11 protein-coding genes and 1 tRNA gene are annotated in these 8,756 nt (G+C 68.6%); 7 read left to right on the top strand and 5 right to left on the bottom strand.

Translation table 11 applies throughout. The features are described from left to right. The gene (locus IMT31_RS05415) at positions 1 to 396 is read right to left on the bottom strand and encodes a hypothetical protein (protein ID WP_345360471.1); all 396 of its coding nucleotides are present in this window, start codon (positions 394 to 396) and stop codon (positions 1 to 3) included. 291 nt (positions 397 to 687) lie between these two features. On the opposite strand from IMT31_RS05415, the gene IMT31_RS05410 reads away from it, so the two are divergent. The 5 genes from IMT31_RS05410 to htpX all read left to right on the top strand — a co-directional run bounded on the left by IMT31_RS05410 (position 688) and on the right by htpX (position 5,302). After that, complete coding sequence (locus tag IMT31_RS05410; protein ID WP_413544022.1) at positions 688 to 1,050, top strand: hypothetical protein; 363 nt, start codon at positions 688 to 690, stop codon at positions 1,048 to 1,050. 92 nt (positions 1,051 to 1,142) lie between these two features. Beyond that, positions 1,143 to 1,442, top strand: a complete 300-nt coding sequence (locus IMT31_RS05405; protein WP_345360477.1) for a hypothetical protein — start codon at positions 1,143 to 1,145, stop codon at positions 1,440 to 1,442. Positions 1,443 to 1,632: 190 nt separating this feature from the next. Then, positions 1,633 to 3,048: an FAD-dependent oxidoreductase gene (locus IMT31_RS05400; RefSeq protein ID WP_413544021.1), complete on the top strand. Its 1,416-nt coding sequence runs from the start codon at positions 1,633 to 1,635 to the stop codon at positions 3,046 to 3,048. Positions 3,049 to 3,097: 49 nt separating this feature from the next. Beyond that, positions 3,098 to 4,414, top strand: a complete 1,317-nt coding sequence (locus tag IMT31_RS05395) for an MFS transporter (protein ID WP_413544020.1) — start codon at positions 3,098 to 3,100, stop codon at positions 4,412 to 4,414. An 18-nt stretch (positions 4,415 to 4,432) separates the two neighbouring features. Further along, the gene (gene htpX, locus IMT31_RS05390; RefSeq protein ID WP_345360485.1) at positions 4,433 to 5,302 is read left to right on the top strand and encodes a zinc metalloprotease HtpX; all 870 of its coding nucleotides are present in this window, start codon (positions 4,433 to 4,435) and stop codon (positions 5,300 to 5,302) included. Positions 5,303 to 5,332: 30 nt separating this feature from the next. On the opposite strand, the gene IMT31_RS05385 is transcribed toward htpX, so the two are convergent. Both IMT31_RS05385 and IMT31_RS05380 read right to left on the bottom strand, forming a co-directional pair. Next, positions 5,333 to 5,815: a hypothetical protein gene (locus tag IMT31_RS05385; protein WP_345360488.1), complete on the bottom strand. Its 483-nt coding sequence runs from the start codon at positions 5,813 to 5,815 to the stop codon at positions 5,333 to 5,335. A gap of 8 nt (positions 5,816 to 5,823) precedes the next feature. Then, entirely contained in the window at positions 5,824 to 6,312 is a 489-nt protein-coding gene (locus tag IMT31_RS05380) for a YajQ family cyclic di-GMP-binding protein (protein WP_345360491.1), read from the bottom strand. Positions 6,313 to 6,481: 169 nt separating this feature from the next. Here IMT31_RS05380 and IMT31_RS05375 point away from each other — a divergent pair. Then, positions 6,482 to 6,563 (top strand) — tRNA-Tyr (locus tag IMT31_RS05375). Between the two features lie 101 nt (positions 6,564 to 6,664). Here IMT31_RS05375 and IMT31_RS05370 read toward each other — a convergent pair. Next, entirely contained in the window at positions 6,665 to 7,597 is a 933-nt protein-coding gene (locus tag IMT31_RS05370) for an NADP-dependent oxidoreductase (protein ID WP_345360493.1), read from the bottom strand. 63 nt (positions 7,598 to 7,660) lie between these two features. Beyond that, positions 7,661 to 8,143, bottom strand: a complete 483-nt coding sequence (locus tag IMT31_RS05365; RefSeq protein WP_345360495.1) for a hypothetical protein — start codon at positions 8,141 to 8,143, stop codon at positions 7,661 to 7,663. Between the two features lie 218 nt (positions 8,144 to 8,361). On the opposite strand from IMT31_RS05365, the gene IMT31_RS05360 reads away from it, so the two are divergent. After that, positions 8,362 to 8,736: a thioredoxin family protein gene (locus IMT31_RS05360; protein WP_345360498.1), complete on the top strand. Its 375-nt coding sequence runs from the start codon at positions 8,362 to 8,364 to the stop codon at positions 8,734 to 8,736. Positions 8,737 to 8,756 lie beyond the last annotated feature (20 nt).

Raw genomic sequence — 8,756 nt, 5'->3', positions numbered from 1 at the left:
TCAGGACCTCCAGGGGGTCGGCGGCTGGGATGCGGGCAGTGCGGGCAGTGCGGACAGGGCGGAGAGGTCGGCAGGGGAGACGGGGGCCGCCGGGGCGCTCTGGGACTGTTCCTGCCGCTCACGCTCCTCTTCCATCTGCTGGCGCTCCAGTTCCTGCTGTTCGCGCTGCTCCTCGCGTTCATTGCGGTCGTTGATGTAGTTGGTGAGGATGTTGATGACGAAGGAGATCGCCACACAGAAGGCGCAGATCAGGGCCGCGATGATCAGGCCGTAGACGAAGGACTTGGTCCGGTCCTTCCACCGCCGTTCCGTGGGGTTCAACCCGAAGAGGAAGGAGGCGCTGAGCCGATTGCGCCGAACCTCGACCGACTCGATGAGCTGTGAGTCGAAATCCATGGCCACTGGCGGTCTCCTCCTTTTCCCGGTGGTCCCGGTTGCACCGGGCTCGTCCTCGGCCGGCGCATCCCGGCACCGTGACCTCCCTCATCATTCCAGTATTCGGCCGGAGGCGGAAACAATGGGGCCGGGGGCGCATGGGGAGTTCTCCCCATCGGATCCGGTTGACCAGACTCCACCGGTGGAAGAAAGATGGTGACATCGGGCCGGCGGGATGCCGAATGAGGGCACGCGTCAGGCACACCACCAACGGACCACCGGTCCGACACTGATCACCACAAGGGGATGAACATGGCAAAGCTTGAACTCACCGAAGGCCTTGAGACGTTCGAGAAGGCCGCCCGGGACTCCGGCGACTCCGGCGAACTCCTGGTCATCGAGGTCCAGAACCTCGAGAACTCCGTCGTCTCCCTGAAGGAGACCTTCAAGGGTGCCGGCGCTGACGCCTACACCAACTTCATGGTCAAGGTCAACGAGTGCCAGGGCACGTTGATCGGTGCACTCTCCCTGATCAACGCCGGTCAGGCCGATCTCTACAAGGCCTACAACACCTCTGAGGACATGTCGGTGTCTGATGCCGACAGTGCCGGCGGCGACAACCTCGAACTGTCCTGGGGTGGCGTCGCCGGAGGCGGCGGCGGCTCCATGGCCTGACACGGCCTGTCCTCACCGGGGGTCACGCCGGCCCTCTCCTCACCACCTTCAGATTTTCGCCGGGACACCCGGACACCGAAAGGATTCAGACCATGGTTATCAAGTACGACTCCGGAGCATCTGCGGCCTACGAGTACGAGGTCGGACAGATCGCCGACCGCATCGAGGGCATCCTCGGTGACCGCGAGGACCAGAAGAACTACGTGGAGCAGAACTACGAGGCCACCAACACCTCGGAGGACCTCTCCGCAGTGGAGTCCAAGTGGCTCGCCGCCTGCGAGCAGGTCCGCGACCTGGTCAAGGAAGCCCGGACGCTGATGGAGAAGAACGACGTCACGGCAGACGAGGCGGCCCGCGCCGCCGGCGCCGCCGTGGGCAGCATGGGTGGCTGAGCACAGCTGACCCGGCGCCATCGCGCTCAGGGGGACCGGTCCACAGGGGCTGGTCCCCCTTGTTTTCATGCATTTCATCACGTGAGTCGTGCGTATTTCAGTCACACCGGTAGAATGGAGCGCTGGCGGGCGCTCCCGCCTCCGACCCGACTCGATTCGCCTCCGACGCCCCCACGTGATTGGACATCCTGTGACCGCTGCCCCCGACCGTCCCCTCCGCCTCGCCATCATCGGTGCCGGCCCGGCCGGCGTGTACACGGCGGACCTGTTGACGAAGGCCGAGCGGGACTTCGAGGTCAGCATCGACCTCTTCGACCGCTACCCGGCGCCGTACGGGCTCATCCGCTACGGAGTGGCGCCGGATCACCCGCGGATCAAGGGGATCGTCAAGGCCCTGCACAAGGTGATGGACCGCGGGGACATCCGCTTCCTGGGTGGCGTGGACTTCGGCACGGACCTCACCCTGGAGGACCTGCGCGAGCACTATGACGCGATCGTCTTCTCCACCGGGGCCATCAAGGATGCCGCCCTGGCCATCCCGGGATCTGACCTGGAGGGTTCCTTCGGCGGAGCGGACTTCGTCTCCTGGTATGACGGCCACCCGGATGTGCCGCGCGAGTGGCCGCTGACCGCCCGCGAGGTCGCGGTGATCGGCAACGGCAACGTGGCCCTGGATGTGGCCCGGATGCTCTCCAAGCACGCCGACGACCTGCTGACCACGGAGATCCCCGAGAACGTCTACGCGGGACTCAAGGACTCACCCGTCACGGACGTGCATGTGTTCGGCCGCCGCGGCCCCGCTCAGGTGAAGTTCACCCCTCTGGAGTTGCGCGAGCTGGCGCACTCGAAGGACGTGGACCTGGTGCTCTACCCGGAGGACTTCGAGTTCGATGCCGCCTCCGAGGAGGCAGCCACCACCAACAATCAGATCAAGACCATGGTCGGCACGCTGACCAATTGGCTGGTGGAGGAACAGGACACCGGGGCCTCCCGCCGGCTGCACCTGCACTTCCTGCACCAACCCGTGGAGATCCTCGAGGGTGAGGGTGACGATGCGGGCAAGGTCGCCGGGCTGCGGATGGAACGGATGGAGTTGGACGGGACCGGGAACGTGAAGGGCACGGGCGAGTTCACCGACTACCCGGTCCAGGCCGTCTACCGCGCCATCGGCTACCACGGTTCCGAGGTGCCCGGGCTCGCCTTTGACGAGCGCAAGGGCGTCATCCCCAACGACGCCGGCCGCGTCCTGGGCGCCGACGGCACCCCGGTGCCCGGGGTGTACGCCTCCGGCTGGATCAAGCGCGGCCCGGTGGGCCTGATCGGCCACACCAAGGGCGACGCGCTCGAGACGATCGGCTGTCTGCTGGAGGACCAGCCGCAGCTGTGGACCGCGCGGAACCCGGACGAGCAGGCGGTCCTCGACCTGCTGGAGTCCCGCGGCATCGAGTACACCACGTGGGATGGCTGGCTGGCCCTCGACGAGCATGAGCTGGCCCTCGGCGCGGAGGCCACCTCCTCGGGGCCGGTGGAGCGCGAGCGCGTCAAGGTGGTGCCCCGCGAGGACATGACCCGGATCAGCCGCGGCATCCTGGCCCACCACGGCTGACCCGGGCCGGTCTGGGGGAGGCCGGGCGGGGCTGGGCTAGGATCTTGCGGTGCCCCGACTCCTCGCCGACCTCACCCCGCTGAAGGTCAGCCCCGCCTACCGGCGGCTGTGGATCGGCAACTCACTCTCCGCGATCGGCACCCAGCTGACCCTCGTGGCGGTCAGCCTCGAGGTCTTCCACCTCAGCGGTTCCTCCCTGGCGGTCGGGATGCTGGGACTCTTCGCTCTGGTCCCGCTGGTGGTGGCCGGGCTGTACGGCGGTGCCGTGGCGGACCACATGGACCGGCGGAAGCTGGCCCTCGGCTCCTCGTCCGTGCTGTGGCTGACCACCGTGTTGATCGCGGCCCATGCGTGGCTGGGCATCGAGAGCGTCTGGGTGCTGTACGGGTTGGTGGCGGTGCACTCCGGGGCCTCCGGCATCAACCAGCCCGCCCGTGGCGCCATCATCCCGGCCCTCGTGGGGACCAAGCTGCTGCCGGCCGCCAACGCCCTGAACATGATGACGTTCTCGGTGGCCATGATGATCGGCCCCCTGTTCGCCGGGGCGCTGGTGGCCAGCGTGGGGTACGCCTGGACGTACTCCGTGGACGTGGTGACGTTCCTGGCGGCCCTCTACGCGGTCTGGCGCCTGCCCTCCCTGCCCCCGCAGCGTGACCCGGACGCGCCGGAGCCCGGAGGGGGCCGGCGCCGGGCGGGCTGGCGCTCCGTGGTGGAGGGCTTCACGTTCCTGTCCTCCCGGCCCAATCTGCGGATGACCTTCCTCGCGGACATCGTGGCCATGGCCACCGCGTTCCCGCGGGCCCTGTTGCCGGCCATCGGCGCCGTGCTCGGTGGGACGGTGCTGGGAGGCGGCGAGGCCGCCGTCGGGATCCTGCTGGCCGCCATGGCGCTGGGGGCCTTCCTGACGGGGCTGTTCTCCGGGCCGCTGACCAGGATCGTGCGGCACGGGGTGGCGGTGTACGCCTCGATCCTGGGCTGGGGGCTCGCCGTGGCGGGCTTCGGCGTGGTGGTCCTGCTCGCCTCCCGGGCCGCGGACGCGGGCGCGGACCCGGCGCCCTATCTCTGGCCGGCCGCGGCCTGTCTCGCCCTGGCGGGCTGTGCCGATTCCGTCTCCGGCGTGTTCCGCAACACCATCCTGCAGTCGGCCACCCCGGACCATCTGCGCGGGCGGCTGCAGGGAGTGTTCATCGTGGTGGTGGCCGGCGGGCCGCGGGTGGGGGAGATGCTCACCGGTGGTGCCGCGGAACTGCTGACCGAGCCGGTGACCCTGATCGCCGGCGGGGCGCTCTGCATGCTCGGGGTGAGTGCCCTGATGCGGTGGCAGCCCGGCTTCCTGCGGTACGACGCGCGGCATCCGGTCCCGTAGGCGCACTAAGCTGAGGGCATGAACCGGCACTACAACGGCTTGAAGACGACCCTCCTGTTCGCCGGCCTGTTCGCGGTCCTGCTGGCCATCGGCGGGGTGATCGCCGCCGGCACCGGCCGGGCACTGTGGATCGGGGTCTTCGCGGTGATCGGCGTGGCCACCACGGCCTACAGCTACTGGAACAGTGACAAGATCGCCATCCGGTCCATGCGCGCCTACCCGGTGACCGAGCAGGAGCAGCCGGAGATGTACCGGATCGTGGCGGAGCTCTCCCAGGCAGCCAACCAGCCGATGCCCCGGCTCTACGTGGCGCCCACCCCGTCCCCGAACGCGTTCGCCACAGGCCGCAACCCGCAGCATGCCGCCGTGTGCTGCACCGAGGGGATCCTGCGGATGCTGAACGCGCGTGAGCTGCGCGGGGTGCTGGGCCATGAGCTGATGCACGTGTACAACCGGGACATCCTGACGTCCTCCGTGGCTGCGGCGGTGGCCGGGGTGATCACCTCGGTGGCCCAGTTCATGATGTTCTTCGGGGCCGGTCGCGGCAATCGCGGGGGCAACCCGTTGGCCATGATCGCCCTGGCGCTGCTGGCCCCGCTGGCCGCGTCCCTCATCCAGATGTCCATCTCCCGCACCCGTGAGTATGACGCGGACGAGGACGGAGCACAGCTGACCGGGGATCCGCTCGCGCTGGCCTCCGCCCTCCACAAGCTGCAGAACGGCATCCAGGCGGCGCCGCTGCCGGATGACCAGCGGCTGCAGAACACGGCGCACCTGATGATCGCCAATCCCTTCAAGAACGTGAAGAACCTGTTCTCCACGCACCCGCCCATGGCAGAGCGCGTCAGTCGCCTCGAGGGCATGGCCCGGCAGCTGGGTCAGGGCTAGCCAGACAGGGTCAGGGCTAGCCAGCCGGGGTCAGCTCGCGGGAACCAGCCCGCCGGCGCGTTCCCAGGCTCGGGCCAGCCGGTCCTTGACCGGTGCGTTCATCAGCTCCTCGGCCGAGGACTCGGCCCGGCGGATGTTGCCGACGGCGTCCTGGCGGGCCTCCTCGGCGATGGCCCGTTGGCGGCGGTGCCAGTCGCGGTCCTCGTGCCGGGGCTCCGCGGCGATCGCCTGCAGCTGGGCGGCGATCCTGTTCTGGTTGCGCTCGGCGGCGCGCAGCCGCTCGGGCTCCAGCGCCTGATCGATGAAGCCACTGTGCACCATGAGCCCGATCTCGGCGTCTGCTCCGTGCCGCAGGGCCACCGCCAGCACCTTCTCCGCTGCGACGCCGCCGGGGGGCTGGGTCTGCCAGGGCTGTTCGGCCAGGGGGCGGCCCCGCCGGGCCTCCACCAGGGCCTCGCCGAGGCTGGCGTCCAGGGTGCTGACGATCCCGTCCGGGGTGATGAGATAGAGCATGGCGATCCTCAGCGGAAGTTGATGAACTGCAGGTCGGCGTCCTCGAAGTCCTTGAGCAGGGCGATGGCCGCCTGCAGGTCATCGCGGGACTTGGAGGAGACGCGCAACTCGTCCCCCTGGATGGTCGCCTTGATGGACTTGGGGCCCTCATCCCGGATCAACTTGGTGATCTTCTTCGCCGTCGGCTGGTCGATGCCCTCCTTGATGCTGGCATCCAGGCGGTACTCCTTGCCGGAGGCGTAGGGCTCGCCGGTCTCGAGGGACTTCAGGGAGATGTTGCGCTTCACGAGCTTGGACTGGAACACGTCCAGGACCGCCTTGACGCGTTCCTCGGAGGCGGCCTTCATGAGGATGGACTCGCCGCTGAAATCGACCTCCGCTCCGACGCCCTTGAAATCGTAGCGCTGGGCGATCTCCTTCTGTGCCTGGTTCAGGGCGTTGCTGACTTCCTGCTTGTCAACCTTGCTGACCACATCAAACGTCGAATCGCTAGCCATGGCTCCTCTTCGGATCATCGGGGTTATCAGGGGGTAGGTACTCCTGGCGGACAGCCTACCGGGGAGGGGAGGCCCTCCCGATTCGAAATCTCGGCCGGGCTCCGCTAAAGTGAGGTGTCGCCGACCGAACGGACTGGTTCAGATCAGTCTCGCACGGGAAGCAGGCCCCGGCAGATTACCCGAGCGGCCAAAGGGGGCTGACTGTAAATCAGCTGGCATTGCCTTCACTGGTTCGAATCCAGTATCTGCCACACCGGGAAAGCCGCGGGAGTCACCGACTCCCGCGGCTTTCTGCTGTGTCCAGCCGTTGTCCATTCGTTGTCGGATCATCACCCCGACGCTCCCCGAGGGATCAGAAGGTCAGGACCAGCCTTCCGCGGACCCCTCCGGCCTCCAGGCGGCGGTGGGCCTCGGCGGCCTGTTCGGCGGGCAGACTCGAGGCCACGCGCAGGCTCACCACGCCGTCCTCTGCCTGCTGCCGGAGCGTATCCAGCTTCTGCCGCTCGCGGGCATAGTCCACCACCAGGACGGGCTGGAACCTGACGCCACGTTCACTCGACTCGTCGTAGCCCCGGATGGTGATGACGGTGCCATCCTGGCGGACGGCGGGAACAACGGCCTCATGCAGCATGGCACCGTCGACGGCGCCGTCCACGCCCTCGGGGAACCGCTCGAGGACGTGGGCGGCGAAGTCTGCCCCACGGGGCAGCACCGCGTCGGCGCCGAGGGCGGCCACCAGTTCCTCGTCCGTCTCGGACGCGTCGGCCACCACCGTCAGCCCGTCCGCCTTCGCCAGCTGGACCGCATACCCGCCCATCGCACCGGCTGCGCCGGTGACGGCGAGGACGCTGCCGGGATCCAGGCCGAGGGTGTCCAGGGCCAACCGCGCGGTGAGGCCGTTCATGGGCAGGGTGCTCGCCTCCACGGGACCGCTGCCGCGGGGCGCCGCGGTCACCGATTCGGCGGGCAGGACCAGTTGCTCGGAGTACGCGCCGTGGGAACCGCGCGGCACCACGATGCCCATCACGGCATCCCCGATCCGCAGACCGGTGTCGGTTCCGGGACCGATCTCCTCCAGCACACCGGCGACGTCCATCCCCGGGACCAGAGGCAGGGGCTGCCCGGACAGGTCCCGTTGCCCGGACCTCAACACGGTGTCGGTGGGATTCACGGCGGCGGCCTGCACGCGGATTCGCAACTCTCCCCTCCCGGGCCGCGGTTGGGGGAGATCCACCGTGTGCAGGACCTCCGGTGTTCCGTGTTCATACAGTCCAATGGCTCGCATGTACCGCCTAACGGGGGCCGCCGGTGGACTATTCCGAGTCCGTCACGGATCGTCTCGGCTCCCTCATGCGGCGGCGGGCAGGGGCATCAGGTCCCAGATGGTGCAGTAGGCGCGGTCCGGGGCACCCATGACGGCCTGGTAGTAGGCCCAGGCCCAGGCGGGCGCCCCGTTCGAATCAGGAGGGGCCACGGGGCAGGTTCCGGGATTCAGCCAGCGGCCGTCCGCACAGATGAAGTCCAGGTGCTCGGCCACCGAGGCGTCCCGAGGAGGCCTCAGGGACTCCTTGAGGTCCTCGGCGAGGGCCACGCCGTAGAGCTCCGTGGCCTCGGTGTCCACCACCAGGCCGCAATCTCGTTCGAAGGCCTGCACCCACTCGAGGGATTCGCGCAGCGCCAGTTCCGGTTCGTCCTGGTCCACCACCACCATGAGGGTGGCTCGGCGGCCGGGGGCCATCCGGCCCGGGCCGGCCGGACCATGTTTGGTGTGGGGCGGCGGAAGGTGGCGTGGTGGCCGGTCTGCGGACGGGCTGGGGATCTCATGCGTCATCGTCTGCTCCTCGGGTGATTCCTCTGGCGTCTCGGCCGGCGAGCGGCCCCGGCGGGAGACCGGTGCACCCGAGATTAGGAAGCCGTGCCCGGCCCGCAGCAGGGGGTCGGGTGCCCGCAGTGGGTGGCGCGCGGGGACGGTGTTCGCTGTGGAGTGAAGAGCCCGAGTGCTGTGGATTCCGCCCCCGCGGCCCGGCCTCTGGCGGTTAGGGTGGGTCCATGGCTACCACTGAGATCACCGAAGCCGGCTTCGAACAGACCCTGACCGAGAATGACATTGTCCTCGTGGACTTCTGGGCTGGCTGGTGCGGACCGTGCAAGCAGTTCGCCCCGGTCTACGAGGAGGTCTCCGGGGAGCACCCGGACGTGGTCTTCGGCAAGGTGGACACGGAGGCCGAGAGCGGGCTGGCATCGGCCGCCAACATCACCTCGATCCCCACGCTGATGGCCTTCCGGGACCAGGTCCTGGTCTATGCCCAGCCCGGTGCCATCAACTCGGCCCAGCTCCAGGAGCTCGTCACCGCCGTGAAGTCCCTGGACATGGACGAGGTCCGCGAGAAGCTGGCCAGCAGCCAGAACCCGGACCAGAACTAACCCCCCCCCGAGAGCCTCAA

It is taken from the genome of Citricoccus nitrophenolicus (assembly GCF_047305825.1).
GTDB lineage: Bacteria > Actinomycetota > Actinomycetes > Actinomycetales > Micrococcaceae > Citricoccus > Citricoccus nitrophenolicus.
This window is presented reverse-complemented; position numbering and strand designations above follow the sequence as displayed.

Excerpts from the sequence above, each read along its gene's own strand:
- IMT31_RS05405 (WP_345360477.1), top strand. The coding sequence starts at position 1,143 with ATGGTTATCAAGTACGACTCCGGAGCATCTGCGGCCTACGAGTACGAG.
- IMT31_RS05415 (WP_345360471.1), bottom strand. The coding sequence starts at position 396 with ATGGATTTCGACTCACAGCTCATCGAGTCGGTCGAGGTTCGGCGCAAT.
- IMT31_RS05410 (WP_413544022.1), top strand. The coding sequence starts at position 688 with ATGGCAAAGCTTGAACTCACCGAAGGCCTTGAGACGTTCGAGAAGGCC.
- IMT31_RS05380 (WP_345360491.1), bottom strand. The coding sequence starts at position 6,312 with ATGGCTAGCGATTCGACGTTTGATGTGGTCAGCAAGGTTGACAAGCAG.
- IMT31_RS05385 (WP_345360488.1), bottom strand. The coding sequence starts at position 5,815 with ATGCTCTATCTCATCACCCCGGACGGGATCGTCAGCACCCTGGACGCC.
- htpX (WP_345360485.1), top strand. The coding sequence starts at position 4,433 with ATGAACCGGCACTACAACGGCTTGAAGACGACCCTCCTGTTCGCCGGC.
- IMT31_RS05370 (WP_345360493.1), bottom strand. The coding sequence starts at position 7,597 with ATGCGAGCCATTGGACTGTATGAACACGGAACACCGGAGGTCCTGCAC.
- IMT31_RS05360 (WP_345360498.1), top strand. The coding sequence starts at position 8,362 with ATGGCTACCACTGAGATCACCGAAGCCGGCTTCGAACAGACCCTGACC.
- IMT31_RS05365 (WP_345360495.1), bottom strand. The coding sequence starts at position 8,143 with ATGACGCATGAGATCCCCAGCCCGTCCGCAGACCGGCCACCACGCCAC.